General features: G+C 68.2%; 24 protein-coding genes. 18 read left to right on the forward strand and 6 right to left on the reverse strand.

Annotated elements, in window-relative coordinates; genetic code table 11:
• The first annotated feature begins 87 nt into the window (after positions 1-87).
• Genes fliF through BTE28158_RS19940 form a run of 6 tightly spaced genes read left to right on the forward strand, consistent with a single transcriptional unit; the run spans position 88 to position 6,907 of the window.
• Complete coding sequence (fliF, locus tag BTE28158_RS19915) at positions 88-1,851, forward strand: flagellar basal-body MS-ring/collar protein FliF (protein WP_151052444.1); 1,764 nt, start codon at positions 88-90, stop codon at positions 1,849-1,851.
• Positions 1,841-2,836: a flagellar motor switch protein FliG gene (gene fliG / locus BTE28158_RS19920; protein ID WP_059468597.1), complete on the forward strand. Its 996-nt coding sequence runs from the start codon at positions 1,841-1,843 to the stop codon at positions 2,834-2,836. Before fliF ends, fliG begins: the two co-directional genes overlap by 11 nt.
• Positions 2,829-3,512, forward strand: a complete 684-nt coding sequence (gene fliH / locus BTE28158_RS19925) for a flagellar assembly protein FliH (RefSeq protein WP_059607427.1) — start codon at positions 2,829-2,831, stop codon at positions 3,510-3,512. Before fliG ends, fliH begins: the two co-directional genes overlap by 8 nt.
• Positions 3,506-5,065, forward strand: coding sequence for a flagellar protein export ATPase FliI (gene fliI, locus BTE28158_RS19930; RefSeq protein ID WP_174920046.1), 1,560 nt, complete (start codon positions 3,506-3,508; stop codon positions 5,063-5,065). The genes fliH and fliI overlap by 7 nt, the downstream gene beginning before the upstream one ends.
• A 5-nt stretch (positions 5,066-5,070) precedes the next feature.
• The gene (gene fliJ / locus BTE28158_RS19935) at positions 5,071-5,529 is read left to right on the forward strand and encodes a flagellar export protein FliJ (RefSeq protein WP_059607431.1); all 459 of its coding nucleotides are present in this window, start codon (positions 5,071-5,073) and stop codon (positions 5,527-5,529) included.
• A 31-nt stretch (positions 5,530-5,560) separates the two neighbouring features.
• Positions 5,561-6,907 (forward strand): flagellar hook-length control protein FliK, encoded by a 1,347-nt coding sequence (locus tag BTE28158_RS19940; protein ID WP_174920048.1) that lies wholly within the window; start codon positions 5,561-5,563, stop codon positions 6,905-6,907.
• 33 nt (positions 6,908-6,940) lie between these two features.
• On the opposite strand, the gene BTE28158_RS19945 is transcribed toward BTE28158_RS19940, so the two are convergent.
• Positions 6,941-8,584 (reverse strand): GMC family oxidoreductase, encoded by a 1,644-nt coding sequence (locus BTE28158_RS19945; RefSeq protein ID WP_151051094.1) that lies wholly within the window; start codon positions 8,582-8,584, stop codon positions 6,941-6,943.
• A 720-nt stretch (positions 8,585-9,304) separates the two neighbouring features.
• On the opposite strand from BTE28158_RS19945, the gene BTE28158_RS19950 reads away from it, so the two are divergent.
• On the forward strand, positions 9,305-10,747 hold the full coding sequence (locus tag BTE28158_RS19950; protein WP_151051092.1) for a coniferyl aldehyde dehydrogenase: 1,443 nt from the start codon (positions 9,305-9,307) through the stop codon (positions 10,745-10,747).
• 72 nt (positions 10,748-10,819) lie between these two features.
• Here the strand turns inward: BTE28158_RS19950 and BTE28158_RS19955 are convergent, their stop codons facing one another.
• Positions 10,820-11,842: a serine/threonine protein kinase gene (locus tag BTE28158_RS19955; protein ID WP_124626999.1), complete on the reverse strand. Its 1,023-nt coding sequence runs from the start codon at positions 11,840-11,842 to the stop codon at positions 10,820-10,822.
• A gap of 58 nt (positions 11,843-11,900) precedes the next feature.
• A complete protein-coding gene (locus tag BTE28158_RS19960; protein ID WP_011886311.1) occupies positions 11,901-12,113 on the reverse strand; it encodes a hypothetical protein in 213 nt (70 codons plus the stop codon).
• A gap of 627 nt (positions 12,114-12,740) precedes the next feature.
• On the opposite strand from BTE28158_RS19960, the gene BTE28158_RS19965 reads away from it, so the two are divergent.
• Both BTE28158_RS19965 and BTE28158_RS19970 read left to right on the forward strand, forming a co-directional pair.
• Entirely contained in the window at positions 12,741-13,622 is an 882-nt protein-coding gene (locus BTE28158_RS19965; protein WP_151051090.1) for a DMT family transporter, read from the forward strand.
• A 302-nt stretch (positions 13,623-13,924) separates the two neighbouring features.
• Positions 13,925-14,110: a hypothetical protein gene (locus BTE28158_RS19970; protein ID WP_014895742.1), complete on the forward strand. Its 186-nt coding sequence runs from the start codon at positions 13,925-13,927 to the stop codon at positions 14,108-14,110.
• 119 nt (positions 14,111-14,229) lie between these two features.
• On the opposite strand, the gene mgrA is transcribed toward BTE28158_RS19970, so the two are convergent.
• The gene (mgrA, locus tag BTE28158_RS19975) at positions 14,230-15,273 is read right to left on the reverse strand and encodes an L-glyceraldehyde 3-phosphate reductase (RefSeq protein ID WP_151051088.1); all 1,044 of its coding nucleotides are present in this window, start codon (positions 15,271-15,273) and stop codon (positions 14,230-14,232) included.
• A 184-nt stretch (positions 15,274-15,457) separates the two neighbouring features.
• On the opposite strand from mgrA, the gene BTE28158_RS19980 reads away from it, so the two are divergent.
• On the forward strand, positions 15,458-15,664 hold the full coding sequence (locus BTE28158_RS19980) for a DUF3185 family protein (protein ID WP_059448449.1): 207 nt from the start codon (positions 15,458-15,460) through the stop codon (positions 15,662-15,664).
• A 149-nt stretch (positions 15,665-15,813) separates the two neighbouring features.
• Here BTE28158_RS19980 and BTE28158_RS19985 read toward each other — a convergent pair whose 3' ends face one another.
• Entirely contained in the window at positions 15,814-16,587 is a 774-nt protein-coding gene (locus tag BTE28158_RS19985) for a phytanoyl-CoA dioxygenase family protein (protein ID WP_151051086.1), read from the reverse strand.
• A 353-nt stretch (positions 16,588-16,940) separates the two neighbouring features.
• On the opposite strand from BTE28158_RS19985, the gene BTE28158_RS19990 reads away from it, so the two are divergent.
• Positions 16,941-17,282 carry a hypothetical protein gene (locus tag BTE28158_RS19990; RefSeq protein ID WP_151051084.1) on the forward strand — a complete coding sequence of 114 codons (342 nt, stop codon included), beginning with the start codon at positions 16,941-16,943 and terminating at the stop codon, positions 17,280-17,282.
• 116 nt (positions 17,283-17,398) lie between these two features.
• Here BTE28158_RS19990 and metK read toward each other — a convergent pair whose 3' ends face one another.
• A complete protein-coding gene (gene metK / locus BTE28158_RS19995) occupies positions 17,399-18,586 on the reverse strand; it encodes a methionine adenosyltransferase (protein ID WP_059607451.1) in 1,188 nt (395 codons plus the stop codon).
• Positions 18,587-18,851: 265 nt separating this feature from the next.
• Between metK and BTE28158_RS20000 the strand changes: the two genes are divergently transcribed.
• From BTE28158_RS20000 to dksA, 7 genes are all read left to right on the forward strand, one after another.
• Entirely contained in the window at positions 18,852-19,736 is an 885-nt protein-coding gene (locus tag BTE28158_RS20000) for a lipid A biosynthesis lauroyl acyltransferase (RefSeq protein ID WP_151051082.1), read from the forward strand.
• A gap of 295 nt (positions 19,737-20,031) precedes the next feature.
• Positions 20,032-20,901 carry a diaminopimelate epimerase gene (gene dapF, locus BTE28158_RS20005; RefSeq protein ID WP_151051079.1) on the forward strand — a complete coding sequence of 290 codons (870 nt, stop codon included), beginning with the start codon at positions 20,032-20,034 and terminating at the stop codon, positions 20,899-20,901.
• Between the two features lie 36 nt (positions 20,902-20,937).
• Positions 20,938-21,663 carry a DUF484 family protein gene (locus BTE28158_RS20010; RefSeq protein WP_059607457.1) on the forward strand — a complete coding sequence of 242 codons (726 nt, stop codon included), beginning with the start codon at positions 20,938-20,940 and terminating at the stop codon, positions 21,661-21,663.
• Between the two features lie 10 nt (positions 21,664-21,673).
• Entirely contained in the window at positions 21,674-22,594 is a 921-nt protein-coding gene (gene xerC / locus BTE28158_RS20015) for a tyrosine recombinase XerC (protein ID WP_059607459.1), read from the forward strand.
• 76 nt (positions 22,595-22,670) lie between these two features.
• On the forward strand, positions 22,671-23,885 hold the full coding sequence (locus tag BTE28158_RS20020) for a class I SAM-dependent rRNA methyltransferase (protein ID WP_059607461.1): 1,215 nt from the start codon (positions 22,671-22,673) through the stop codon (positions 23,883-23,885).
• 198 nt (positions 23,886-24,083) lie between these two features.
• Complete coding sequence (locus BTE28158_RS20025) at positions 24,084-25,154, forward strand: CobW family GTP-binding protein (protein ID WP_059607463.1); 1,071 nt, start codon at positions 24,084-24,086, stop codon at positions 25,152-25,154.
• A gap of 494 nt (positions 25,155-25,648) precedes the next feature.
• Positions 25,649-26,065, forward strand: a complete 417-nt coding sequence (gene dksA / locus BTE28158_RS20030; RefSeq protein ID WP_006477498.1) for an RNA polymerase-binding protein DksA — start codon at positions 25,649-25,651, stop codon at positions 26,063-26,065.
• Positions 26,066-26,114 lie beyond the last annotated feature (49 nt).

The following is a 26,114-nucleotide window of genomic DNA, read 5'->3' on the forward strand; positions in this document are numbered from 1 at the left end:
GGGCCCCGGTCCCGATAATCGCATCGTGTCATTGTCCGTCCGCTCGTCCGAGCGGCTCAGTCGTCCCGCTCCGGAGAAATTCCACGCATGGATTCGCAGGCCAACTCGCTGATCAACCCCGACGCCCGCACGGGCCTCGCCAGCCCGGTGCCAGGCGCCACCGCGGCCGCCGCGTTGCCGGGAGCAGGCGGCGCCGGCGCGGACTTCGGGTTCGGCGGCTTCGCGGAACGCATCCCCGGCATCACGCGGATGAAGGGCAACCCGAAACTGCCGTTCGTGATCGCCGTCGCGCTCGCCATCGCCGCGATCACCGCGCTCGTGCTGTGGAGCCGCGCGCCCGACTATCGCGTGCTGTACAGCAACCTGTCGGACCGCGACGGCGGCGCGATCATCACCGCGCTCCAGCAGGCAAACGTTCCCTACAAGTTCGCTGACGCCGGCGGCGCGATCCTCGTGCCGTCGAACCAGGTACACGAAACGCGCCTGAAGCTCGCCGCGATGGGCCTGCCCAAGGGCGGCTCGGTCGGCTTCGAGCTGATGGACAGCCAGAAATTCGGCATCAGCCAGTTCGCCGAGCAGGTGAACTACCAGCGCGCGCTCGAAGGCGAGCTGCAACGCACGATCGAGTCGATCAACGCCGTGAAGACGGCGCGCGTGCATCTGGCGATCCCGAAGCCGTCGGTGTTCGTGCGCGACAAGGAAGCGCCGAGCGCATCGGTGTTCGTCGATCTCTACCCGGGCCGCGTGCTCGACGAGGGCCAGGTGCAGGCGGTCACGCGGATGGTGTCGTCCGGCGTGCCCGACATGCCGGCCAAGAACGTGACGATCGTCGACCAGGACGGCAACCTGCTGACGCAGACCGCGTCGGCCACCGGCCTCGACGCGAGCCAGCTCAAGTACGTGCAGCAGGTCGAGCACAACACGCAAAAGCGCATCGACGCGATCCTCGCGCCGATCTTCGGCACCGGCAATGCACGCTCGCAGGTCAGCGCCGACATCGATTTCTCGAAGCTCGAGCAGACCTCGGAAAGCTACGGCCCGAACGGCACGCCGCAACAGGCCGCGATCCGCAGCCAGCAGACCAGCAGCGCGACCGAACTCGCGCAGGGCGGCGCATCGGGCGTGCCAGGCGCGCTGTCGAACACGCCGCCGCAGCCGGCCTCCGCGCCGATCGTCGCCGGCAACGGCCAGAACGGGCCGCAGTCGACACCCGTCAGCGACCGCAAGGACCAGACGACCAACTACGAGCTCGACAAGACGATCCGCCACGTGGAGCAGCCGATGGGCAACGTGAAGCGGTTGTCGGTCGCCGTCGTGGTCAACTACCAGCCGGTCGCCGACGCGAAGGGCCACGTGACGATGCAGCCGCTGCCGCCCGCGAAGCTCGCGCAGATCGAGCAGCTCGTGAAGGACGCGATGGGCTATGACGAGAAGCGCGGCGACTCGGTCAACGTCGTGAACAGCGCGTTCTCGACCGTCAGTGACCCGTACGCCGACCTGCCGTGGTGGCGCCAGCCGGACATGATCGCGATGGCGAAGGAAGCCGCGAAGTGGCTCGGCATCGCGGCGGCCGCGGCGGCACTCTATTTCATGTTCGTGCGCCCGGCGATGCGCCGCGCGTTCCCGCCGCCCGAGCCGGCCGCACCGGCACTCGCGGCGCCGGAGGATCCGGTCGCGCTCGACGGCCTGCCCGCCCTGGAACAGGCGGACGAGCCCGATCCGCTGCTGCTCGGCTTCGAGAACGAAAAGAACCGCTACGAACGCAACCTCGACTACGCGCGCACGATCGCCCGCCAGGATCCGAAGATCGTCGCCACCGTCGTGAAGAACTGGGTGTCCGATGAACGCTGAAGGCCTGACCAAGAGCGCGCTGCTGCTGATGTCGATCGGCGAGGAAGAGGCCGCTGAAGTATTCAAGTTCCTCGCGCCGCGCGAGGTGCAGAAGATCGGCGCCGCGATGGCCGCGCTGAAGAACGTCACGCGCGAGCAGGTCGAGGGCGTGCTGCAGGAGTTCGCGAAGGAAGCCGAGCAGCACACCGCGCTGTCGCTCGATTCGAGCGAGTACATCCGCTCGGTGCTGACCAAGGCGCTCGGCGAGGACAAGGCCGGCGTGCTGATCGACCGGATCCTGCAGGGCAGCGACACGAGCGGCATCGAGGGCCTGAAGTGGATGGACTCGGCCGCCGTCGCGGAACTGATCAAGAACGAGCATCCGCAGATCATCGCGACGATCCTCGTGCACCTCGACCGCGACCAGGCGTCCGAGATCGCGTCGTGCTTCACCGAGCGGCTGCGCAACGACGTGATGTTGCGGATCGCGACGCTCGACGGCATCCAGCCGGCCGCGCTGCGCGAGCTCGACGACGTGCTGACCGGCCTGCTGTCCGGCAGCGACAACCTGAAGCGCAGCCCGATGGGCGGCATCCGCACCGCGGCCGAGATCCTGAACTTCATGACGAGCAATCACGAGGAAGGCGTGCTCGAAAGCGTGCGCCAGTACGACGCCGACCTCGCGCAGAAGATCGTCGACCAGATGTTCGTGTTCGAGAACCTGCTCGACCTCGAGGATCGCGCGATCCAGATGGTGCTGAAGGAAGTCGAGTCGGAAACGCTGATCATCGCGCTCAAGGGCGCGCCGCCCGCGCTGCGCCAGAAATTCCTCGCGAACATGTCGCAACGCGCGGCCGAACTGCTCGCCGAGGATCTCGACGCGCGCGGCCCGGTGCGCGTGTCCGAAGTCGAGACGCAGCAGCGCCGCATCCTGCAGATCGTGCGCAACCTCGCCGAGAGCGGTCAGATCGTGATCGGCGGCAAGGCGGAAGACGCGTATGTCTGATTCCGCGCGCGAGCACGCCGGCACCCTCACCGCATACCAGCGGTGGGAGATGGCGTCGTTCGATCCGCCGCCGCCCCCGCCGCCGCCCGACGATGCGGCAGCGGCGGCCGCCGCGCTCGCCGAGGAACTGCAGCGCGTGCGCGACGCCGCGCATGCCGAAGGCCATGCGGCCGGCCACGTCGAAGGCCAGGCACTGGGTTACCAGGCCGGGTTCGATCAGGGGCGCGAACAAGGCTTCGAGGCCGGCCAGGCCGAAGCACGCGAACAGGCCGCGCAGCTTGCAGCGCTGGCCGCGTCGTTTCGCGAGGCCGTGTCGGGCGTCGAGCACGATCTCGCGTCCGAGCTCGCGCAGCTCGCGCTCGACATCGCGCAGCAGGTCGTGCGCCAGCACGTGAAGCACGATCCGGCCGCGCTCGTCGCGGCCGTGCGCGACGTGCTCGCCGCCGAGCCGGCGTTGTCCGGCGCGCCGCATCTCGTGGTGAATCCGGCCGACCTGCCCGTCGTCGAAGCCTATCTGCAGGACGATCTCGATACGCTCGGCTGGAACGTGCGCACCGACGCCTCGATCGAGCGCGGCGGCTGCCGCGCGCACGCCGCGACCGGCGAGGTCGACGCGACGCTGCCCACCCGCTGGCAGCGCGTCGCCGCCGCGATCGGCAAGGTGAGCGCATGGTGACGCCCACGCCCGAATCGGTGCTGCACGACGGGATGACACCGCTCGAGCGCGAACTCGCACTCGCGTCGTTCGGCCCCGATGCGTCGCTCGACCTCGAAGCGTCGCATCGCGCCGCGCACGGCACGCACGCGCCCGCGACAGATGCCGCCGGCGATGCGCCGCGCGCGCCGCACAATCCGCACCTCGCGCACTGGCGCACGCACCTGAACGGGCTCGCGGCCCGCAGTCACCGCGCGCTGCCGCTGCGCCCGTGCGGGCGCCTCACGCGCGCCGCGGGCCTCGTGCTCGAGGCGATCGGGCTGCGCCTGTCGGTCGGCGCCGAATGCACGATCGAATTGCCGCCCGGCAGCACGCTGCCGCACGCGGAAGCGGAAGTCGTCGGCTTCGCCGGCGATCGCCTGTTCCTGATGCCGACCACCGACGTCGCAGGCGTCTTGCCCGGTGCGCGTGTGTGGCCGCAGGAAAGCGCGCCCGTCGCCGATCCGCTCGCCGGTGCGAAGCGGCTGCCGGTCGGCTGGGAAATGCTCGGGCGCGTGGTCGACGCGTCGGGCCGCCCGCTCGACGGCCTCGGCCCCCTCGCGTCGAAGGTCGACGCACCGCTGTCGGCGCCGTCGATCAACCCGCTCGATCGCGAGCCGATCCATCACGTGCTCGACGTCGGCGTGCGCGCGATCAACGGGCTGCTCACCGTCGGCCGCGGGCAGCGGATGGGCCTGTTCGCGGGTTCCGGCGTCGGCAAGTCGGTGCTGCTCGGCACGATGGCGCGCTACACCAGCGCGGAAGTAATCGTGATCGGGCTGATCGGCGAACGCGGCCGCGAAGTGAAGGAATTCATCGAACAGATCCTCGGCGAGGACGGGCTCGCGCGCTCGGTCGTCGTCGCAGCGCCGGCCGACGTGTCGCCGCTGCTGCGGATGCAGGGCGCGGCCTACGCGACGTCGCTCGCCGAGTATTTCCGCGACCAGGGCAAGCACGTGCTGCTGCTGATGGATTCGCTGACGCGTTACGCGATGGCGCAGCGCGAGATCGCGCTTGCGATCGGCGAGCCGCCCGCGACCAAGGGCTATCCGCCGTCGGTGTTCGCGAAGCTGCCCGCGCTCGTCGAGCGCACCGGCAACGGGCCCGAAGGCGGCGGCTCGATCACCGCGTTCTACACGGTGCTGACCGAAGGCGACGACCAGCAGGACCCGATCGCCGATTCGGCGCGCGCGATCCTCGACGGCCATATCGTGCTGTCGCGCGCGCTCGCCGAAGCCGGCCACTATCCGGCGATCGACATCGAGGCGTCGATCAGCCGCGCGATGACCGCGCTGATCGACGAAACGCATCTCGACCGCGTGCGGCAGTTCAAGCAGATGCTGTCGCGCTACCAGCGCAATCGCGACCTGATCGCGGTCGGCGCCTATGCGCCCGGCCGCGACGCGCAGCTCGACCGCGCGATCGCGCTCTACCCGCGCATCGAATCGTTCCTGCAGCAGGGCTTTCGCGAATGCGCGCCGTTCGCGTCGAGCCTCGGCGCGCTCGATGCGCTGTTCGACGTACACGGAGGCTGACCCCGATGGCACACGGCTTTCCCCTTCAGCTCCTGCTCGACCGCGCGCAGGAAGATCTCGACACGGCCGCGAAGCAGCTCGGCACCGCGCAGCGCGACCGCACCGCGGCCGCCGACCAGCTCGATGCGCTGCTGCGCTATCGCGACGAGTATCACGCGCGCTTCGCGCAGTCCGCGCAACACGGGATGCCGGCCGGCAACTGGCGCAACTTCCAGGCGTTCATCGATACGCTCGACGCGGCGATCGTGCAGCAACGCAACGTGCTGGCCGCAGCCGAAGTCCGCATCGACGAGGCGCGCCCCAACTGGCAACAGAAGAAACGCACCGTCGGTTCATACGAAATCCTGCAGGCGCGCGGCGTCGCGCAGGAAGCGCAGCGTACGGCGAAGCGCGAACAGCGCGACGCCGACGAACACGCCGCGAAGATACTGCGCATGCGGGCCGATGCGGCCCGTTCGGCGTAACCGCTCACCGCTTTCGAACGAGAGAATCGTCATGCCTCCCCTGCCCCTGCTCGGCGTGCTGCTCGACACCGCCGGCACCGCACTCAAGGCGATCCGCGATGCGGGTTCGTCCGCCTCCGCCAAGTCCGCCGGCAACGATGCCGCAAGCAGCCCTGCCGCCATGCCGTTCGCGCAGACGCTGAAGCAAAGCGTCGTCACGCGGCACGACGCGGCAATCGCCGGCAAGCCGGACGTCTCGACGAAACAGGCGTCGTCGACATCCGCCGCCGGCACGAAGTCCGCCGACCACGGCGACGACGACCAGTCGACCGAAGACGCCATCGCGACGCTCAACCCGGACGCTGCCGCGCTCGCCGCGGCAGCCGCCGTGCAGGCGCAACTGCAGACGCGCGCGAACGACGCGGCGCCGGCCGGCGCCGATAGCGCTGCCACCGCCGCGCAAACGACGGCCGTGTCCGGCCAGCCCGACGCCACGGCCGCGCTGACGAACCACGCAAGCAAGGATGCGGCCGCCGAGCCTGCCGTGCCGGTGTCGGGTCGCGACACGCTGCAGGCGGCACTTGCGAAGCTGACCGGCGGCGCGGGCGCAATCGCGATGCCCGCGACGGCGGCAGCACCCGCGGCGGCGACGTCCGCCTCGGCTGCCGCTACGCCGCCGACGCCGAAAGTCCCGACCTTCGACCGCACGCTCGCCGACGCGAAAGGCGCGCTCGCGACGCAGCAGGCGCCCACGCAAGCCACCGCACCGGCGCTGCAGGCCGGCGCAACGGCCCAGCCCGCCGCGCAGCACGCATTCGCGGCCGCCGAGGAAACCGCCAGCCCGGCCGCCGACGCGACGGTCGCTGCCGCCGCAACGGCTGCGGCAGCCGCACAGGCGAACCTCCAGGCATCGCCCGCCGCAAGCTCGATCGCCGCGGCCAACGCACACGTGCTGGCGCCGCACGTCGGCACCGCCGACTGGACCGATGCGCTGAGCCAGAAAGTCGTGTTCCTGTCGAATGCGCACCAGCAGAGCGCCGAGCTGACGCTGAACCCGCCGGACCTGGGCCCGCTGCAGGTCGTGCTGCGCGTCGCGGACAACCACGCGCACGCGCTGTTCGTGTCACAGCACGCGCAGGTGCGCGACGCGGTGGAAGCCGCGCTGCCGAAACTGCGTGAAGCGATGGAAGCGGGCGGGCTCGGCCTGGGCAGCGCGAGCGTCAGCGATGGCGGCTTCGCGTCGCAGCAGCAGAACCCGCAGCAAAGCTTCGCCGGCGGCCGGCCGTCGCCGCGCGCGCGCGCCGGATCGTCAGCCGTCGACGCACCGGTCGACGCCGTGCAATCCGCAGCGGCCGGCGCGACCGTGAGCCGCGCGGGCCTCGTCGATACGTTCGCCTGAGCATCGCGTCGGTCGTGTGCCGGTGCGCGCCGCTCAGCGGCCGTGCGCCGCCGCGGCCGCCTCGTTGCGCGGCATGCCGCCGCCCCGGCGTGTCGCGACGATGAAGTCCGCCGCGCGTTCGCCGATCATCACCGACGGCGCATTCGTGTTCCCGCCGATCAGCGTCGGCATCACCGACGCATCCACCACCCGCAGCCCTTCGACGCCGCGCACGCGCAATTGCGGATCCACGACCGCGCGCGCATCCGAGCCCATCCGGCAGGTGCCGACCGGGTGATAGATCGTGTCGGCATGCTCGACGATCGTCGCGCGCAGCTCGGCTTCGCTCTGGTCCGCCCGCGTGTAGAGCTCGCGCCCGCCCTGCGACGCGAGCGGCGCCTGCGACAGGATCCGGCGCATCGCCTGCGCGCCGCGCACGAGCAGGTCGAGATCGCGCGTATCGCTGAAGAAGCGCGGATCGATCAGCGGTGCGTCGCGCGCATCGCCGCTCGCGAGCGCGACCGTGCCGCGGCTGAACGGGCGCAGCGCGCACACGTGCAGCGAATAGCCGAAGCCCCAGTGCATCTTGCGGTTGTGGTCGTCGACGAGCGCCGTGCAGAAATGCAGCTGCAGGTCCGGACGATCGAGCGACGGGTCGCTCTTGATGAAGCCGCCGGCCTCCGCGACGTTGCTCGTCATCATCCCCGTGCGGCTCGAGAAGTAGCGCACGAGCGCCGGCGTCATCTTCGCGATCCCGCGCAGGCAGACGCCGACCAGCTCCGACGAATTCACGCGCGTGTTGATGATGAAATCGATATGGTCGATCAGGTTCGTGCCGACGTCCGGCGCGTCCTGCACGACGGCGATCCCGTGCCGGCGCAGCTGTTCCGCCGGACCGATCCCCGAGCACATCAGCAGCTGCGGCGAATTGAACGCGCCGGCCGACAGGATCACTTCCGCGCGTGCACCGAGCGTCTCCACGCGTCCGTCGCGCGACACCACGACCCCGACCGCGCGCTTGCCGTCGAAGCCCACGCGCAGCACCGTCGCGTCGGTGATCACGTGCAGGTTCGGCCGCTCGCGGCCGTAGATGTATGCGCGCGCGACGCTGCAGCGCGAGCCGTCGCGATGCGTGACCTGATAGAAGCCGACGCCTTCCTGCGTCGCGCCGTTGAAGTCGTTGTTGAGCGGATAGCCGGCCGCGTGCGCCGCCTGGATGAATCGTTCGGAAAACGGATTGCGAAAGCGCAGATCGGACACCGTCAGCGGGCCGTCCGCGCCGTGCCACGCATCGGCACCGCGCGCGTTGCCCTCCGCGCGGCGGAAATACGGCAGCACGTCCTGCCAGCCCCAGCCCGTCGCGCCGAGTTGCGCCCATTCATCGTAGTCGCCCGGGTGGCCACGCGTGTAGATCATCGCGTTGATCGCGCTCGAGCCGCCCATTCCACGCCCGCGCGGCTGATATCCGCGGCGGCCGCCGAGGCCCGGCTGCGGCACCGTCTCGTAACCGTAGTTCGTGCCGAGCTTGAACGGCACGAGCGCCGCGATTCCCACCGGCATGTTGACGAGCAGGTTGCGCTCCGTGTGCGAGCCGGCCTCGATCAACGCGATCGTCGCGTCGGGGCATGCGTCGGCGAGGCGGCTGGCGAGGCTCGAGCCGCCCGACCCTCCGCCTACGATGATGTAGTCGTATTGCATGTCACGTCTCCTTCGTGTCATGAACGGCGCCCGGCGCGGCCGGCTCCCGCTTGTAATGTTCGGGCATTGTAGGAATGGCCGCCGCGCGCGCGGCACGCCGATTCAAGAGCGATTCCTCTAAACGCCCGCGTGAACTAAATTTAAGATGTATCGATTGATGCGACGCGATGCACCGGCCGCCAGAAGCCGCGCCGTCGCGAAACTGGGGAGACGACGATGCAGCGCGACGCTCTGCAGGCCGCGTGCCGACCGGGTTGTCCGGACGCACCGCGCGCGGCCCGCATTTCATTTCAAACGGATGCCAGGACGGTGACGTGCAACACCGTGCGCGCGGCCGGTCGAAATCGAACGACGCGACGTATCGCCGACCGTTTGGACGGCTCGTCGCACGCGCGGCACGACCTGCCGGTGCGCACGTCGCCGCACGCACCGCGCTGCCCTGCTTCGGTGCGCCGGCAAGTACCCGCCGCGCGCCATCGCACACCGGCCGGACATCGCGTCCGGCCGTACGCGCGGACCGCGCAATCCCGTTTTCGGACACGAACACCGTCGCGCGGATGCGACGCTTGCCGCACGCTGCACCCTGTTTTCGACCGTGCATCGCATCCGGCACCCTGCCGGGCGACGCGCGCCATCCTGCCCCGCCCCGCCACGCTCGCCGAGCGGGTACGTGCGGCCTGACTGCTGGCCGACGTGCCACGCCCAACTGGAGGAGACGAAATGAAGAACGATTTGCCCGAACTGGCCCCGCAAGCGCTGCCGTCGGTCGATGCCTTGACGTCGCTGCTGCGCGACCAGCGCGCGGCCTACCTGCGCGCGCCATACCCGGAGTGGGACACCCGCGCGCAGCACCTGCGCGCGCTGCGCACGATGCTGATCGATCACGCGGATGCGCTCGCCGATGCGATCAGCGCCGACTTCGGGCATCGCGCGAAGCAGGAAGTGCTGCTGTCGGAAATCTGGATGGCGAAGGAAGAGATCGACGACGCGCTCAAGCACGGCAAGCGCTGGATGAAGCCGATCCGCAAGCCGATGAACAAGTGGCTACGACCGGCGCGCGCGAAGGTGCTGCCGCAGCCGCTCGGCGTGGTCGGCATCGTCGTGCCGTGGAACTATCCGGTCCTGCTCGCGGCCGGGCCGCTGATCTGCGCACTCGCCGCCGGCAACCGCGCGATCGTCAAGATGTCCGAACTAACGCCGCGCACGTCGGCGCTATTTGAACAGCTGATCGCGAAGACCTTCTCGCGTGACCATGTCGCGGTCGTGAACGGCGATGCGGAGATCGGCGCCGCGTTCACCGCACTGCCGTTCGATCACCTGCTGTTCACCGGCTCGACGCACGTCGGCCGCCACGTGATGCGCGCCGCGGCCGACAATCTCACCCCCGTCACGCTCGAGCTCGGCGGCAAGTCGCCGGCGATCGTCGGGCCGAATGCGCGCTTCGACGCGGCCGTCGATGCGATCATCGGCGGCAAGACGTTGAACGCGGGCCAGACCTGCATCGCGCCCGACTACGTGCTGCTGCCGCGCGGGATGGAAGCCGCGTTCATCGAGCGCGCACGGGAGCGCTTCGCGAAGCTGTATCCGGACCTGTCGGCCAACGGCGACTACACGACGATCGTGTCGCCGCGCCATTACGCCCGGCTGCAACAGCTCGCGACCGACGCGCAGGCCGCCGGCGCGCAACTGCATCCGCTGTCGGATGCGCCGTCCGATCCCGCGTCGCGCCGCTTCGTGCCGTGCGCGGTCACGCACGTGCCGGCCGCGTCGCAGCTGATGCAGGAGGAAATCTTCGGGCCGCTGCTCCCGCTCGTGCCGTACGAGCGGCTCGACGAGGCGATCGCGTACGTGAACGCGCGCCCGCGGCCGCTCGCGCTGTACCTGTTCGACGAGGATGGGGGCACGATCGACCGCGTGATGCGCGAAACGATCTCCGGCGGCGTGACGGTCAACGATGCGTTGCTGCACATCGCGTGCGGCAGTTTGCCGTTCGGCGGCGTCGGCGCGAGCGGGATGGGCGCGTATCACGGCTACGACGGCTTCGTGACGTTCTCGAAGATGAAGCCCGTGCTCACGCAGGCACGCCTGAATACCCGCGGGCTGATCGCACCGCCCTATGGCAAGCGCTTCGCCGCGGTGATCAAGATGATGTTGAAGTTCTGAGCGGCGCGGGCCGCGAGCAACGCGCGTCGGCCCACCCGAAAATGCCGCGCGGCGAGGTTGCCGCGCGCGCCGTCACACGGGCCAGAGCGGCCCTTCCTGCATCGCGCCGATCTGCTCGCGCAGTTCGAGCACGCGTGCTTCCCAGTATCGATGCGTGTTGAACCACGGGAACGCGGCCGGAAACGCCGGATCGTCCCAGCGGCGTGCGAGCCATGCCGCGTAGTGGATCAAGCGCAGCGTGCGCAGCGCTTCGACCAGATGCAGTTCGCGCGGCTCGAATTCGCAGAAGTCCTCATAACCGGCGAGCAGGTCCGCGAGCGCGCGCGACGCGCCTTCGCGATCGCCGGGCAGCAGTAGCCACAGATCCTGGACCGCGGGCGCCATCCGGCTGTCGTCGAAGTCGACGAAATGCGGGCCCGCGTCGGTCCACAGCACGTTGCTCGGATGACAGTCGCCGTGCGTGCGCAGCAGGCGAATCTCGCCCGCGCGCTCGAATGCGGCCTCGACGCCTTCGAGCGCGAGCGTCACCGCCGTCTCGTAGGCGGGCCTTACGTCGTCGGGAATGAAATCGTGCGCGAGCAGGTAGTCGCGCGGCTCGTAGCCGAACGCGCGGATGTCGAGCACGGGACGCGCGACATACGGCCGCGTCGCGCCGACCGCGTGAATCCGGCCGATGAAGCGGCCGAGCCATTCGAGCGTGTCGCTGCGGTCGAGGTCGGGTGCGCGGCCGCCGCGCCGCTCGAAGATCGAGAAGCGGAAGCCGTCGAACGCGTGCAACGTGCGGCCGTCGACGACGCGCGCGGGCACCGCCGGAATCTCGCGCGCGGCGAGTTCGGCGACGAACGCGTGTTCTTCCAGAATCGCTTCGTCCGACCAGCGCGCGGGCCGGTAGAACTTCGCGACGACGGGCGGGCCGTCCTCGATGCCGACCTGGTAGACGCGGTTTTCGTAGCTGTTGAGGGCGAGCAGGCGCCCGTCGGTGCGCAGCCCGGCCGGCATCAGCACGCTGTCGAGCGCATCGAGCACGCACTCGGGCGTGAGGCCGGCGAACGGCGGGCCGGCGGGAGCTGCGGAGGCGGAAGTGACGTCTTTCATGCCCCGCATTGTGCCGTCAGCCGCGCCGAAACACGAGCGTCCGATACGGCACGCGCGCTCAGTGGATCGCGGCGCCGGCCGGCAGCACGGATTCGCCGGTGTCGATCAGGTCCTCGAGAAAGAACGGCTCGGTGTTGAGTTCCTTCGACTCGCCTGGCACGCCCGCGTACCAGGTCACCATGGCCATGTCGCCCAGAACGCGCTGAACGATGCCGCGCGCGCCCTTCGGCACGGCGATATGGGTAGTGCAGACAATCGACCCGACATGCATGATGGTTCCCCACTCTTGAAACTTGAAACCCGGCTCGCTGGCGAGCCGGCAAATGCACGATCCGCGCCGCCCTCGTCGGGGTGTTGCGCGTAATCCCATTGTTCACGGTTTATCGAAGCGCGAAAAGAAGAAGAAGCAGGCGAAGTGCCGCGAATTCGTCGAATGTCTCCAATCAACCACTGCGCCGCGCGTGCGCTTGCACGGACGGATACCCCCATCATACCCTGTAGAATGTGACCGTCCGCCGAAACCGGCCACACGCGCGGCGCCGGCCTCCCGCCGACGGCGGTTGCGCCCGGCGGCCGCCTTGCGTTACCTTTGTCGTTCGTTCGCGTTCAAGCGCATTTCGACCCGATGCAACCGCTCACGTCCGCTCTCGCAACATCCCGGCCGCAGTTCGACTCGCGGCCGCAGGCGTGCGCGCATCCATCCGTCCTCCCTCCTCCTGTCGCACCGCCGCTCGTCGGCGCTGCGCCGCCCCCGCCGGCGGCACGCGTCGGCTGACCAGCCGGCTTTCGGTTTCCGTTTTCCATTCGCCCGTTTGCGGCCGTTCGTGCGTCATTGCGCACGGCGCGTTGCCACGTGCGCGACTTGGGACGTTTCGATCCGTTCGACAGGTGGATTCACATGATTTCGTTCAAACGCGCGCTCGCCGCGCATGGCGTGACGTCGCTCTTCGTCTTGCTGTGGAGCAGCGGCGCGATCTTCGCTGAACTCGGTCTGCGCCACGCATCCGCGTTCGTCTTTCTCGCCGCACGATTCGCGCTCGCGTCACTCGTGCTGCTCGTGCCGGCCATCATGCGCGGACGCTGGCTGCCGCCGCGCGGCGAGCGGCGCATGGCCGCGCTGACCGGCCTGCTGATGGTGGGCGGCTATTCGATCTTCTACCTGCTCGCGCTCGAGCGCGGGATCGCGCCGGGCGTGCTTGCGACGATCCTCGGCGTGCAGCCGATCCTCACACTGGCGATCATCGAGCGGCGCTGGCAACCGATGCGCGTCGCGGGGCTCGGGCTGTCGCTCGCCGGTCTCGCGCTCGTCGTGTGCCGCGGCGTGGGCGGTGCGGGTCTGCCGATCATGGGCGTCGCCTGCGCGCTCACGGCGCTCGTCGCGCTGACCGCCGGCTCGCTGCTGCAAAAGCACGTGCGCGCGGCGCCTGCCGACGTGCTGCCGCTGCAGAACGCGATCGGCCTCGCGCTGTGCGTGGCGATCCTGCCATTCCGGCCGGTCTCGCTCGAGGTCGGCTGGGCGTTCATCGTCCCGCTGCTGTGGCTCGGCATCGTGATCTCGGTGATCGCGCAGTTGCTGCTCTACCGGTTGATGCAACGTGGCGATCTCGTCAACGTGACGAGTCTGTTCTATCTCGTGCCCGTCCTCACCACGCTGATGGACGCGGTCTGGCTCGGCAACCGGCCCGAACCGCTCGCGCTCGCCGGCATGGGCGCGATCGTGGCGGGGCTCGCGCTCGTGTTCCGCACCCCGGCCGCTCGCGCGCGCCCCGATCGCGCGTAGGCGGACGGGCCGCCGCACCCGCGGGTGCGGCGGCCCGTATCGAACATGTACGACGTTTCAGCGCGAATCGAAAGGGGCGGGAAAGAATGGTGCAAGGCATTCGTCCGACTCGCCGGAAAAATGCAGATTCTCCGGGGTTTTCCGCATACTTTTAATGGTTCGGATAGCGAAAAACGCAGCGAGGTTGCCTATACTCGAACTGACCGCCCCGTTCGCAATCGGGGTCGGCCCAACACGAGAAATGCCCGGCATGGGGCTGGAAGACGCGCGTGCGCCTGTTCCGGCCGGCTCTGGAGACACGCATGACCACCTATTTCACGATCGGCGACTTCATCCTGTTGATTCCGATGGCGCTGGCCGGCGCGCTGTTTCTCGGCGCGGTGCCGTGCGCAACCGAATTCCGCCACAACCTGCTGCGCGTGCTCGGCGTCATCCTCGGCGTCGGCGTTGCGGTATTGCTCGTCGAAGGCCTGCCTGCGCTGCTCTAGCGACGCGTTGGCGCGCGCCGGTCACGCCGCGGCATCGCAGCGACGTAGCCGTTTGTGTGCGTGCGCAGCGATACGGCATGCGATGGTTCGCATCCCGTATCGACCGTCCTTGATGCCGATCAGATCGCCTGATCGGTGGACGGTTTTTCCCACAGATTGATGCCACCCTCGGTCGCGTAGCGATCGATCTCCGCGAGTTCGTCGGCCGAGAATTCGAGATTCTTCAGCGCGCCGACGTTTTCGCGCACCTGCTCCGGACGGCTTGCGCCGATCAGTGCGGACGTCACGCGGCCATTGCGCAACACCCAGGCGAGCGCCATCTGCGCGAGGCTCTGCCCGCGCCGCTGGGCGATGCCGTTGAGCTTGCGCACGTGCTCGAGGTTGTCCGCGCTCAGGTGATCCTGCTTCAGCGAGCCGCCGCCCGGCTTGTTCACGCGCGCATCGGCCGGCACGCCGTTCAGGTATTTCGACGTCAGCAGCCCCTGCGCGAGCGGCGTGAACGCGATGCTGCCCGTGCCAATGTCGTCGAGCGTGCCGAGCAGATCCTGCTCGACCCAGCGGTTCAGCAGGTTGTACGACGGCTGGTGGATCAGCAACGGCACCTTGTATTGCGCGAGCAGTTCGGCCATCTCGCGCGTCTTCGCGGCCGAGTACGACGAAATGCCGATGTACAGCGCCTTGCCCTGCTGCACGGCCGATGCGAGCGCGCCGGCGGTTTCCTCGAGCGGCGTGTGCGCGTCGAAGCGGTGCGAATAGAAGATGTCGACGTAGTCGAGCCCCATCCGCTGCAGGCTCTGGTCGAGGCTCGCGAGCACGTACTTGCGCGACCCGCCGCCGCTGCCGTAAGGCCCCGGCCACATGTCCCAGCCGGCCTTCGTCGAGATCAGCAGCTCGTCGCGGTACGGCCGGAAATCTTCCTTCAGCAGCCGGCCGAAGTTGGTTTCGGCGCTGCCGTACGGCGGCCCATAGTTGTTCGCGAGGTCGAAATGATTGATGCCGAGGTCGAACGCGGTGCGCAGGATGTCGCGCTGCGTCGCGATCGGCGTCGAGTCGCCGAAGTTGTGCCACAGGCCGAGCGACAGGGCGGGCAGTTTGAGCCCGGATTTGCCGCAGGTGCGGTATTGCATGTCGGCATAACGTTCGGAAGCTGCTTCGTAGGCCATGAGTCGGTTCCGTGAAGACGTCGGGGATGGGACGCGCGCCGCGCGCGAACATCGCGCGCCGGCGGCGAGGGAAACGTACGACGGTTATGGTATCGAACGTGGGCGAAGCGCGCACGGCAATGGACGCAGCCGCGTGCGTCGCCTACACTGCGGCGTCTCGAATCACCGTTACAGCGAGGTTGGTATGTCCCGGGTCATTTCGGTTGCGCTGCTCGTCGGCGGCGTCGTGCTGCTGTATTTCGGCGGCCAGTCGTTCCATTCGATCAACGACAACGTGTCGCGCTTCTTCACCGGCTCGCCCGCCACGAAGACGATCCTGCTGATCGCCGGCGGCGCCGTCGCATCGCTGATCGGCCTGATCGGCCTCGCGATGCCGGCCAACAAGCGCTGATCGCGCAGCCGCGCGATGGCGGCCCGCATTGCGGAGCGGGCTGCACGAAATGCAACGGGCGGCCCAGGCCGCCCGTTTGTTCATCCGCCCGCGCGGCCGCAGTGCCCCATCGGACAAGCGGCGCGGCTGCATCGCCGCCCGAACCGCCGCTAGAACTGCACCTCCGGCTTCGCCGCCGAACGCGTGCCCGGCGTCGGCCGGTTGCTCACGCCGTGGTACGTATAGACGAGCGAGAACTTCACCTGGTCGGAGCGGTTCTGCCCCGCCGAATGCAGCGTGTTGCAGTGGAAGAACACGACGTCGCCCGTCCGGAGCGACGGGCAGGTTGCCGCGTCGATCATCTTGCGGTTTTCCGGCAGGTCGCTGCGGAAGAACTTCGCGTCGTCGAACGCTTCCGGCCCGAATTCGGCCGTGTGCGAACCCGGCACCAGCCAGAGCGCACCGTTTTCATTCGTTTCCGGCCCGAGCGCGAGCCACACCGACACCATGTCCGCGCGTTCGAACGACCAGTAGCGGAAGTCGCGATGCCAGCCCGTCAGGCTGCCGTACGCGGGGTGCTTCGTCATCATGCAGTTGTGATGCGCGCGTGACAGCACTGGCTGCTCGCCGAAATACTCGCGCATCCACTCGCCGATTTCGGGTGCGATCGCGCGCGCGGCGAACGCCGGATCGCGCGTGTAGGCGTCCAGCAGCCGTCGCACCGTATGCCCGCCCGGCGCATGCTTCGACTCGGGCGCGCCCGGGTAGCGCAAATCCGCCTCGAACTCGATCGGCTCCGCCGCTTCCTGCAACTGGCGCGCCGCGATCTGCTTGAGCGCCGCGCACTGCGCCTCGTCGACAAGGCCGCGCGCGACGACGAAGCCGCGTTCGCGCAATTCCGCGACTTGCGCGCGGATCGATTCCAACTGCAATGGAGACGACATGGGATGCCAGACGTTTATCGTGTGAATGTGACGATTGTAAATCGGCGCCGGATGCCGCGAACAGCGCCATTGTCGTGCGCAGGGGCATGCCAATCGTCGTTTTGATCTGGCGCAAGGGAACTGTGCGGCGCGGCGCGAGCCTCAGCGACAGGCGGTATGCAGCGACACGCTTGCGGCACAAGGGTTTATCGCGACTTTTGCACGTCACGAATCCCTTGTAGCCTGTCGCGGCCTGTCAATTCTGGCGGGCGCGGCGCGCAACGACTTTCGGTAAGATCCGTTGCGCCATCCGAGGCCGTTCATACCAGTGCGCTTTTCAAGAGCGCCATCCATACAAGCGAAGCATCGTTCACATGCCACTCCGTCTGACTTCCCGTCTCAACCGCACTGCGAAGCGCGTCGCACCGTCCGCTCCCGCCCGCCCGCTGCGCCATCACCGCGCACGTACACGGGCGCTCGCCGAGCATACGCACGCGCACAGCCGGCTGGACGGCATCCGCGCCTGGTTCCACGCGTTCTTCTCGATGATGAGCGCGCAGGCGTTCGCACGCCGCGCCGGCCTGCGCTCGCTGCTGCAGAAGCCGTCGTCGCTGCGCGCGCTCGCGCTGCGCCGCACGCTGGGCCCGCAGCGCCGCATCAACCGCCCGCGCCGCCTCGCGGCCAGCAACGGCTGGTTCGGGTTCAGCGCACGCTGAAGCCGCGCCGGCGGGCAGCGCTCGCCACGATCGCAGCGATGCCGTCATCCCGCCGGCGATCGACGCGCATAAAAAACCCCGGCATGCCGGGGTTTTTTGTTTCGGGCGGACGACGCTTACGCGACGCGTGCCGTCGGCTCCACGCCGGCCGCTTCGGCCAGTGCGAGCGCCTTGTCGGTCGCTTCCCACGAGAATTCCGGCTCTTCGCGGCCGAAGTGGCCGTAAGCTGCCGTCTTCTCGTAGATCGGGCGCAGCAGGTCGAGCATCTTGATGATGCCCTTCGGACGCAGGTCGAAATGCTCGCGCACGAGCTTCGTGATCACCGCATCCGACACGCGGCCCGTGCCGAACGTGTTGACCATCACCGAGGTCGGCTCGGCCACGCCGATCGCGTACGACACCTGGATCAGCGCGCGCGAGGCGAGGCCTGCCGCGACGATGTTCTTCGCGACGTAACGGCCGGCATACGCTGCCGAACGGTCGACCTTCGACGGATCCTTGCCCGAGAACGCGCCGCCGCCGTGCGGTGCGGCACCGCCGTAGGTGTCGACGATGATCTTGCGGCCCGTCAGGCCGCAGTCGCCCTGCGGACCGCCGATCACGAACCGGCCGGTCGGGTTCACCAGGAACTTGATGTCGCCCTTGATCAGGTCGGCCGGCAGCGTCGGCTTGATGATTTCCTCGATCACGGCTTCGCGCAGCGCCGGCAGTTCGATGTCCGGTGCATGCTGCGTCGACAGCACGACGGTGTCGATCGAATCGGGCTTGCCGTCGACGTAGCGGATCGTCACTTGCGACTTCGCGTCCGGGCGCAGCCACGGCAGGCGGCCGTCGCGGCGCAGGCTCGCCTGGCGCTCGACGAGACGGTGCGACAGGTGGATCGGCAGCGGCATCAGTTCCGGCGTTTCGTCGCATGCGTAACCGAACATCAGACCCTGGTCGCCCGCGCCTTGATCGAGGTTGTCGTCATGCGCGCGGTCGACGCCTTGCGCGATGTCCGGCGACTGCTTGTCGTACGCGACGAGCACCGCGCAACCCTTGTAGTCGATGCCGTAGTCGGTGTTGTCGTAGCCGATGCGCTTGATGGTGTCGCGCGCGATCTGGATGTAATCGATGTTGGCCGTCGTGGTGATTTCACCGGCCAGAACGACGAGACCCGTGTTGCACAGCGTTTCGGCTGCAACGCGGGAGTATTTGTCCTGCTCGAGGATGGCGTCGAGAATCGCGTCCGAGATTTGGTCCGCGACTTTGTCCGGATGGCCTTCGGAGACGGATTCGGACGTGAAGAGATAATCGTTTGCCACTTTTTCAGGCTCCTGTGTGGTTACGGTTGGTTTCACGTAGCCAGCTTCGTTGGGCCTGAAGCGGCGACGCTTTAGCGGATTACCAGGACCGGGCAGCGCGCTTCGCGCCAGCCGGCTTCGCCCCGCAAGTTGTCAGTTAACTCGGCGAAGCCCGTATTATAGCGGCTTTCGTGAATTGTCACAGAGCGCCACTCGTGCTGCATCGTCCGCTGTCCTACCCCCCTGTTCGCAACGTGCCGGCCAGCCGGCCCCACGGAGATTCCGCATGCTAGGCCGCCTCGGCACGCACCTCGCCATCGGCTTGCTGAAGCTGCTCGCCCTGCTGCCGTACGGCTTGACCGCACGGTTCGGCGACGGCCTCGGCTGGCTGCTGTACCAGATTCCCAGCCGGCGAAAGCGCATCGTACATACCAATCTGAAACTCTGCTTCCCCGACTGGAGCGACGAACGGCGCGAGGAAGTGGCGGGCCAGCACTTCCGCCACGCGATCCGCAGCTACGTCGAGCGCAGCTACCAGTGGTTCGCGTCGGAACAGGCCTACCGCAAGCTGTTCACGATCGACAGCGAGATCGACCTGAGCGATCCGGACATGCCGCCCACCCTCCTGCTCGGTCTCCATTTCGTCGGCATCGAGGCCGGCTCGATGGCGATCAATCTCGCACTCGGCCGTGTGTGCGGATCGCTCTACACGCCGATGAAGAACCCGGAAATCGACGCCGCCGCCAAAGCCGGCCGCAGCCGCTTCGGTGCGGAACTGGCGGGCCGCGCAGACAGCGCGCGTATCGTGCTGCGCTGGCTGCGCGACCGCAAGCCCGTGATGCTCGGCGCGGACATGGACTACGGGATGCGCAACTCGACGTTCGTCCCCTTCTTCGGCGTGCCGGCGTGCACGCTGACGGCCGTCGGCCGGCTCGCCAAGACGGGCCGCGCGCAGGTCGTGCCGTTCATCGGCGAGGTGCTGCCGAACTACAAGGGCTACCGGCTGAAGGTGTTCAAGCCGTGGGACAACTACCCGACCGGCGACGACGATCTCGACGCGCGGCGGATGAACGAATTCCTCGAGGAGCAGATTCCGCTGATGCCGGAGCAGTATTACTGGGTGCACAAGCGCTTCAAGACGCGCCCGCCCGGCGAGCCGAGCCTCTACTGAGCCGAACCCGCGGGCGCGCGGCACGATGCGCGCCTGCAGCCGTGCCACCTTCGGCGCGCCTTGCGCGCGCCCCTGCCAGAGACCGTGGGCCGATTGCTGCGCGAGCCACGGATCCGCCGTCCCGCCGCTTTCCCCGCCTAGCCACCCGAATGACGCCCCGCCCGCGCAGGACGCCCCTGTCGGCTGCATGTATCATTTGCGGTTGAGATCAGCACGACGAACGACGCCGCACGCCATCGCGGCACGCCGCGTCCGCCGTGCCGACCGCCCTGTTCGCCATGGAATTCCGGACCCAGTGAAACTCTCGTTCACCAAGATGCACGGCGCGGGCAACGACTTCGTCGTGCTCGACAGCTATTCGCGCGCGCTGCCGCCGCTCACCGAGGCGCAGGTGCGCGCGCTCGCCGACCGACACTTCGGCATCGGCGCCGACCAGTTGCTGCTCGTCGAGAAACCGACCGTCGACGGCGCGGATTTCAAGTACCGGATCTTCAATTGCGACGGCGGCGAGGTCGAGCACTGCGGCAACGGCGCGCGCTGCTTCGTGAAGTTCGTCAGCGACCGCGGCCTGACCGACAAGCGCAGCGTGCGCGTGCAGGTGATGAAGGGCCTGATCACACTGACGATGCAGGACGACGGCGAAGTCGTCGTCGACATGGGCGCACCCATATTCGCGCCGGCGCAGGTGCCGTTCGACGCCTCGGGGCTCGACGGCCGGACGGAAGGTAACGACACCCTGTGGCCGCTCGACGTCGGCGGCGCGACGCGCTGGATCTCGACGGTGTCGATGGGCAACCCGCACGCGGTGCAGGTCGTCGAAGACGCCGAAGCGTATCCGGTGCTCGAAGAAGGCCCGCTGATCGAGCTTCACGTCCGCTTCCCGCAGCGCGTGAATGCCGGCTTCATGCAGATCGTGTCGCGCAACGAGGTGAAGCTGCGCGTGTACGAGCGCGGCGCGGGCGAGACGCTCGCGTGCGGCACCGGCGCGTGCGCGGCGGTGGCGGCCGGCATCCGGCGCGGCCTGCTCGATTCGCCGGTAACCGTGCACACGCACGGCGGCACGCTGACGATCAGCTGGGACGGCGCGCGCGACGAAACCGCCGCGCTGATGATGGCCGGGCCCGCCGCGACCGTGTTCGAAGGCGAGATCGACCTGAACGTCTGACCCTGCAACGTCCTGATAACTGAACGCTCCAGCCACATGAACGATCGCGAAGTCGCTGACTACCTGCTCGCCAATCCCGAATTCTTCGCGCAACACGCGGAACTGCTCGCGACGATCCGTCTCGCGAATCCGCACGGCAAGGCCGCGATCTCGCTGCAGGAGCGGCAGATGGAAATGCTGCGCGACAAGAACAAGCATCTCGAGCGCCGGCTCGCCGAGCTCGTGCGCTACGGCCACGAGAACGACAGCCTGTCCGCGAAGTTCAGCCGCTGGACCGCGCGCGTGATCGCGGAACGCGATCCGTACGCGCTGCCGCGCACGATCGCCGACGGCATCGCCGAGGTGTTCGACGTGCCGCAAACCGCGCTGCGCGTGTGGGACGTCGCCGACACCTACTCGCAGGCCGACTTCGCGCGCCAGGTCGGCGAGGAAGTGCGCCTGTTCACGAACGGGCTGTCGACGCCGTACTGCGGCGCGAACACCGGATTCGAAGCGGCCCAGTGGCTCGCACCCGCGCTCGCGGCGCCGGCCGCGAATGCGGCGGAAGGCGCTGAAGCCGCGCCGGCCGGCGACGGCGCGGCCACGTCGGTCGCGCTGCTCGCGCTGCGCGCGCCGCTCGGCGGCACCGACGCCCCCGCGTTCGGCCTGCTGGTGCTCGGCTCGCCCGATCCGCGCCGCTTCCACGACGGGATGGCGACCGACTTCCTCGCACAGATCGCGACGCTCGCGAGCGCCGCGCTCACGCGCCTCCTGCCGCACTGATGCCGCGCCCATGACCGACGATCCGATCGCCGCCTACCTGTCGAACCTGAAGCACGTCAGGCAGCTGTCGGAACACACGCTGCGTGCGTATACGCACGAACTCGACGAACTGAAGAAGCTCGCCGCCGGCCGCCCGCTCGAGGCGCTCACGGCTGCCGACATGCGCGGCGCGGTCGCGCGCGCGCATGCGGGCGGGCTGTCCGCGCGCTCGATCTCGCACCGGCTGTCCGCGTGGCGCGCGTTCTACCGCTGGCTCGCGCAGCGCATCGAGATGCCGGCGAACCCCGTCGCCGCGGTGCGTGCGCCGAAGCGCCCGAAAACCCTGCCGAAGGCACTTTCGGTCGACGACGCATCGGCACTGATGGACGCGCCGCTCGCCGGTACGACCGAAGGCATCCGCGATCACGCGATCCTCGAACTCTTCTATTCGTCCGGGTTGCGCCTCGCCGAACTGGTCGGGCTCGACGTCATGTACACGCAGGCGGACGGCTACCGCTCGGCCGGCTGGCTCGATCTCGCCGAGGCCGAAGTCACCGTGCGCGGCAAGGGCAACAAGGAACGCAAGGTGCCGGTCGGCCGCAAGGCGATCGAGGCGCTGAACGCGTGGCTCGCCGTGCGCGGCGAATTCGTGAAGCACGATCCGCATCCGCTGTTCGTGTCCGTGCGCGGCAACCGGATGGCGCCCGGCGTCGTGCGCGACCGCGTGAAGCGCGCGGCGCTGGCCGCGGGCATTCCCGCCAACGTCCACCCGCACGTGCTGCGCCATTCGTTCGCAACGCACGTGCTGCAGTCGAGCGGCGACCTGCGCGCGGTGCAGGAACTGCTGGGCCACGCGAGCGTCTCCGCCACGCAGGTCTATACGTCGCTCGACTTCCAGCATCTCGCGAAAATTTACGACAGCGCGCATCCGCGCGCGAAGAAGCGCGACTGACGCGCTTCCCGTGTTACCCGCCGCGCGCGGCGACCGGCCAAGGTCGGCTTCGCGCACGGCCCCTTTCGATCTCATCATGCAAACCGTCACCCTCAAGCCGTCCAAGGAAAAATCGCTGCTGCGCCGCCATCCGTGGATCTACGCCAATGCGATCGACCGCGTCGACGGCAAGCCCGCGCCCGGCGCGACCGTGATCGTCCGCGCGCACGACGGCCGCTTCCTCGCGCGCGGCGCGTACAGCCCGCAGTCGCAGATCCGCGTGCGCGTGTGGAGCTTCGACGAGAACGAACCGATCGATCACGCCTTCTTCAAGCGCCGCGTGCAGCGCGCGGTCGCGCACCGCACGACGATGGTGTCGGGCACGGGCGCGGTGCGGCTCGTGTTCGGCGAAGCCGACGGGCTGCCGGGGCTGATCGTCGACTATTACGTCGCGGACACGGCCGAGCCGGGCGCCGCACCGCGCGGCCAGCTCGTGTGCCAGTTCATGGCGGCGGGCGTCGAGGCGTGGAAGGACGCGATCGTCGCGGCACTCAGCGGCGCGACCGGCTGCCCGAACGTGTACGAACGCTCGGACGTGTCGATCCGCGACAAGGAAGGGCTCGAACAGACGACCGGCGTGCTCGCCGGCGACGCGCCGCCCGCGACGCTGATCGCGAACGAAAACGGCGTGCGTTATCACGTCGACGTGCCGAACGGCCACAAGACGGGCTTCTACGTCGACCAGCGCGATAACCGCGCACTCGTCGCGCAATACGCGGCCGGCCGCGACGTGCTCAACTGCTTCTGCTACACGGGCGGCTTCTCGCTCGCGGCGCTCAAGGGCGGCGCGAACCGTGTCGTGTCGATCGACTCGTCGGGCGACGCGCTCGCGCTCGCGCAGCAGAACGTCGTCGCGAACGGCTTCGATGCCGAGCGCGCGACCTGGCTCGACGCGGACGCGTTCAAGACACTGCGCCGCCTCGTCGACGAAGGCGAGCGCTTCGACCTGATCGTGCTCGATCCGCCGAAGTTCGCGCCGACCCGCGACAGCGTCGACCGCGCATCACGCGCATACAAGGACATCAACCTGAGCGGCTTCAAGCTGCTGCGTCCGGGCGGCCTGCTGTTCACGTATTCCTGCTCGGGCGCGATCGACATGGACCTGTTCCAGAAGATCGTCGCGGGCGCGGCCGCCGACGCGAAGGTTGACGCGCGGATCCTGAAGCGGCTCGGCGCGGGCGTCGATCACCCGCTGCTCGCCGCGTTCCCGGAAGGCGAATATCTGAAGGGCCTGCTGTTGCAAATCGTCTGATCGCCCCGATCTACGCGCACACCCGCGTCCGCCGGGCCGCCCGGCTGGCGGCCACGCGCTCGAGCCTGTCGTCCGGACGACAGGCGAAGGCTTGACAGGTATGTTTCAATGGATGGTTGTGCGCCCCGGCTTGCGAGTCGACGGCGCGACGCACACATCCTGGTTTTGACCCCGATTCACGAACCACAGGCGACCGACATGGCCACTCCCGTCACCATCCTCACCGGCTTCCTCGGCAGCGGCAAGACGACCCTGCTCAAGCGCATCCTGAACGAACAGCACGGCATGAAGATCGCCGTGATCGAGAACGAGTTCGGCGAAGAAAACATCGACAACGAGATCCTCGTTCAGGACACGAACGAGCAGATCATCCAGATGAGCAACGGCTGCATCTGCTGCACGATCCGCGGCGACCTCGCACGCGCGCTCGGCGATCTGGCCGCGAAGAAGCGCGAAGGCAAGCTCGACTTCGACCGCATCGTGATCGAAACGACCGGCCTTGCGAACCCGGGCCCCGTCGCGCAAACCTTCTTCATCGACAGCGAAATCGCCGACGATTTCCTGCTCGACGCGGTCATCACGCTGGTCGACGCCAAGCACGCGAACGCGCAGCTCGACGAACACGAAGTGGTGCAGCGCCAGGTCGGCTTCGCCGATCGCCTGTTCATCACGAAGTCGGACCTGGTCGACGACCAGGCCGTCGCGGCGCTCAAGCACCGCCTGATGCACATGAACCCGAAGGCGACGATCAAGGTCGTGAACTTCGGCGAAGCCGACATCAAGGAAATCTTCGACCTGCGCGGCTTCAACCTGAATGCGAAGCTCGAGATCGATCCGGACTTCCTCGCCGAGGACGACCACGCGCACCATCACCACGATCACGACCATGATCACGATCACGCGCATTGCGACCACGATCACGGTCAATGCGCGCACGATCACGACCACGGCCACCACCACGCGCACCACGACGACAAGATCAAGTCGTTCGTGTACCGCAACGACCGCCCGTTCGACCCGAACAAGCTGGAAGACTTCCTCGGCGGCATCCTGCAGATCTACGGCGAACGGATGCTGCGCTACAAGGGCGTGCTGTACATGAAGGGCGTCGACCGCAAGGTCGTGTTCCAGGGCGTGCACCAGATGATGGGCAGCGACCTCGCCGCGAAGTGGCTGCCGGTCGAGAAGAAGACCAACAAGATGGTGTTCATCGGCGTCGACCTGCCGCAGGACCTGATCACCGACGGCCTCGACGCCTGCCTCGCCTGAGCCTTCTGGCCCGGCGTCGCGCGCCTTCCATGCGGCCGCCTTCCGGGGCGGCCGCGGCGCTTGCGCGGTGCCTTTTCCGGGCAGGGTTTCGCCGTCATCGCTTTTTCGCGATTTGCGCGTTATATTTTCTAGATATTGGCGCAGCCGACGGGGATCGACCCGATACGGCGCCCGCTTGCGATTCAGTTACAATACGTGCCCGCTGGAGTACGGCAATAACAGGCCCGGTTCTTGCTGAACCATTGACCGGGCATCGCAACCGCGCCGGATCGCCCATCCGCCACCCGGCCGCGGCCGATGCGATCTGCCGCGCAGCACACCGGTTCGCCGCGCGCGCAAATCCGCGCCAGGGCTATCCTGGTATTTGAGAACCGGTTTTCCAGAGGCTTTCGGCCCCGCGGCGGCATATCGCAAATGATTGCAAGCGCAGTTGCGGGTAATCCCAAAGTGCAGGCAATATCTCTTGATTTGCCGCACATTGAAGAAGCAAGCAGATGACGAAGAAACTCTTGACCGAAGCCGAAATCCTGAAGATGAGCGACAAGGATTACATGAATGAGGATCAGCTCGCCTTCTTCAAAAATCGGCTCGAACAGTTGCAGGCGGACATCCTCAAGAACGCAGGCCAGACGACCGAGAACCTGCGCGAGACGGTGATCGTGCCCGATCCCGCCGATCGCGCGACGATCGAGGAAGAGCACGCGCTCGAACTGCGCACGCGCGATCGCGAACGCAAGCTCCTCAAGAAGGTTCAACAGTCGCTCGCCCGCATCGATTCCGGCGATTACGGCTGGTGCGAGGAAACCGGCGAGCCGATCGGCATCCCGCGCCTGCTCGCGCGCCCGACGGCCACGCTGTCGCTCGAGGCGCAAGAGCGCCGCGAACTGCGCCAGAAGCTGTTCGGCGACTGATCGAGCGGCGTTCCGCTCCGACACGCTGCTTCCCGAAAGCGCGCGGCCT

This window comes from Burkholderia diffusa (assembly GCF_902499115.1).
GTDB lineage: Bacteria > Pseudomonadota > Gammaproteobacteria > Burkholderiales > Burkholderiaceae > Burkholderia > Burkholderia diffusa.

Excerpts from the sequence above, each read along its gene's own strand:
- fliF (WP_151052444.1), top strand. The coding sequence starts at position 88 with ATGGATTCGCAGGCCAACTCGCTGATCAACCCCGACGCCCGCACGGGC.
- fliG (WP_059468597.1), top strand. The coding sequence starts at position 1,841 with ATGAACGCTGAAGGCCTGACCAAGAGCGCGCTGCTGCTGATGTCGATC.
- fliH (WP_059607427.1), top strand. The coding sequence starts at position 2,829 with ATGTCTGATTCCGCGCGCGAGCACGCCGGCACCCTCACCGCATACCAG.
- fliI (WP_174920046.1), top strand. The coding sequence starts at position 3,506 with ATGGTGACGCCCACGCCCGAATCGGTGCTGCACGACGGGATGACACCG.
- fliJ (WP_059607431.1), top strand. The coding sequence starts at position 5,071 with ATGGCACACGGCTTTCCCCTTCAGCTCCTGCTCGACCGCGCGCAGGAA.
- BTE28158_RS19940 (WP_174920048.1), top strand. The coding sequence starts at position 5,561 with ATGCCTCCCCTGCCCCTGCTCGGCGTGCTGCTCGACACCGCCGGCACC.
- BTE28158_RS19945 (WP_151051094.1), bottom strand. The coding sequence starts at position 8,584 with ATGCAATACGACTACATCATCGTAGGCGGAGGGTCGGGCGGCTCGAGC.
- BTE28158_RS19950 (WP_151051092.1), top strand. The coding sequence starts at position 9,305 with ATGAAGAACGATTTGCCCGAACTGGCCCCGCAAGCGCTGCCGTCGGTC.
- BTE28158_RS19955 (WP_124626999.1), bottom strand. The coding sequence starts at position 11,842 with ATGAAAGACGTCACTTCCGCCTCCGCAGCTCCCGCCGGCCCGCCGTTC.
- BTE28158_RS19960 (WP_011886311.1), bottom strand. The coding sequence starts at position 12,113 with ATGCATGTCGGGTCGATTGTCTGCACTACCCATATCGCCGTGCCGAAG.
- BTE28158_RS19965 (WP_151051090.1), top strand. The coding sequence starts at position 12,741 with ATGATTTCGTTCAAACGCGCGCTCGCCGCGCATGGCGTGACGTCGCTC.
- BTE28158_RS19970 (WP_014895742.1), top strand. The coding sequence starts at position 13,925 with ATGACCACCTATTTCACGATCGGCGACTTCATCCTGTTGATTCCGATG.
- mgrA (WP_151051088.1), bottom strand. The coding sequence starts at position 15,273 with ATGGCCTACGAAGCAGCTTCCGAACGTTATGCCGACATGCAATACCGC.
- BTE28158_RS19980 (WP_059448449.1), top strand. The coding sequence starts at position 15,458 with ATGTCCCGGGTCATTTCGGTTGCGCTGCTCGTCGGCGGCGTCGTGCTG.
- BTE28158_RS19985 (WP_151051086.1), bottom strand. The coding sequence starts at position 16,587 with ATGTCGTCTCCATTGCAGTTGGAATCGATCCGCGCGCAAGTCGCGGAA.
- BTE28158_RS19990 (WP_151051084.1), top strand. The coding sequence starts at position 16,941 with ATGCCACTCCGTCTGACTTCCCGTCTCAACCGCACTGCGAAGCGCGTC.
- BTE28158_RS20000 (WP_151051082.1), top strand. The coding sequence starts at position 18,852 with ATGCTAGGCCGCCTCGGCACGCACCTCGCCATCGGCTTGCTGAAGCTG.
- BTE28158_RS20010 (WP_059607457.1), top strand. The coding sequence starts at position 20,938 with ATGAACGATCGCGAAGTCGCTGACTACCTGCTCGCCAATCCCGAATTC.
- xerC (WP_059607459.1), top strand. The coding sequence starts at position 21,674 with ATGACCGACGATCCGATCGCCGCCTACCTGTCGAACCTGAAGCACGTC.
- BTE28158_RS20020 (WP_059607461.1), top strand. The coding sequence starts at position 22,671 with ATGCAAACCGTCACCCTCAAGCCGTCCAAGGAAAAATCGCTGCTGCGC.
- BTE28158_RS20025 (WP_059607463.1), top strand. The coding sequence starts at position 24,084 with ATGGCCACTCCCGTCACCATCCTCACCGGCTTCCTCGGCAGCGGCAAG.
- dksA (WP_006477498.1), top strand. The coding sequence starts at position 25,649 with ATGACGAAGAAACTCTTGACCGAAGCCGAAATCCTGAAGATGAGCGAC.